A 1,311-nucleotide genomic window follows, 5' to 3' on the forward strand; every position below is an offset into this window, starting at 1 on the left:
TGTCTTGTCCTGAAATAGATTGACAGTATTCCACTTCAAACCGAGTTAAGCAATTAGCTCGGTTTTAGTTTGCTCATACGTCTGATTCGGGGTGTTCATATTTAAACTTAAATGTGGTCTATAGCAATTATAAATCATAATAGATTCCGCAATTAAGTGATCTAACTCCTTCATGGTTTGACATCGTGTAATTAAAAACTCCTGCTTTAATATTCCATTAATCCGCTCTGCTAATGCATTCTGGTAACAGTCTCCTCCATCTGTCATAGAAGGACATACCCCATAATGGCGTAATGCCGATTGATATAGTTCAGAGCAATACTGAGAGCCTCTGTCTGAATGATGAATCATCCTTGTCGCTCGATCCGTCACATGCTGCATCGCCATATGTAGAGCCTGCACAACATTCTCCGCACGCATATCATTCGATAACTTATAACCTTTAATCTGACGGGTATAAGCATCTGTCACTAAGGATAAATAATGTACGCCTTCAGCACTCTCAACATAAGTAATATCACTAACAAAGACTTCGTTGGCTTGCACTGCTGAATAATCCTTTAATAAATTTGGATGCTTCTTCATCCAATGCTTGCTATCCGTAGTTTTTGTATAGCGACGCTTGGGGCGAATCAATAAATTATGCTCTTTCAATATTTTAAATAACTGATCTCGTCCACACTTTAAACCACGCTGCAACAATTTGCCTTTAATAAGCCAATACAGCTTACGTGTTCCGATACTTGGCATGAGACAACGATATTCCATAACCAACTCAAGTATTTGTTCAGTTGCTTGTGCAGTCATTTGAGCACGTTTTTCTGCTTGATAATAAGCTTGTCGGGTGATTCCCAACCACTGACAATAACGTGAAACGCTTAGTCTTCTTTGGCTTTGCCAATCTTTGAAACGTGCTCGGTATACTTTTTTCCAAGATCAGTCCCACATTCTTTATCAATGTGATAAATCACATCCTGAATAAATTCAGTTTTAAGCTTTTCTGCGGCTAACTGCTTTTCTAATTGGCGGATTCGTTGTTGGGGGGTTAATTGGCGTTTAGAAGAAGTCGGCATATTCGAAGTCCAGTCCTGTTGTCCGTGCTTGCGTAACCATACCAGCACAGTTGATCTTCCTTGAATACCATATTTTGCCTGAGCTTGTTTATAAGTAATTTGCCCTTTTTCTACTTCATGTACAACCATCATTTTAAAGGCGAAGCTATAATCACGTTGTGTGCGTTTAACTCGTTGTTCTTGTGCATGTTCCATAAAATAAGTCTCTTAAGGTGTAAACTTATTTCAGGACGGGACA

1 protein-coding gene is annotated in these 1,311 nt (G+C 39.1%); it reads right to left on the reverse strand.

The window, feature by feature from the left end; translation table 11 throughout:
• Nucleotides 1-45: 45 nt before the first annotated feature.
• Nucleotides 46-1,268 (reverse strand): IS3 family transposase gene (locus FTV09_RS17760; protein ID WP_122959108.1). Its coding sequence is split into 2 segments (ribosomal slippage): nucleotides 46-932 and nucleotides 932-1,268, totalling 1,224 coding nucleotides; the frame shifts between segments, so codons are not numbered across the junction.
• Nucleotides 1,269-1,311 lie beyond the last annotated feature (43 nt).

It is taken from the genome of Acinetobacter sp. YH12227 (genome assembly GCF_013417785.1).
Classification (GTDB): Bacteria; Pseudomonadota; Gammaproteobacteria; order Pseudomonadales; family Moraxellaceae; genus Acinetobacter; species Acinetobacter gandensis.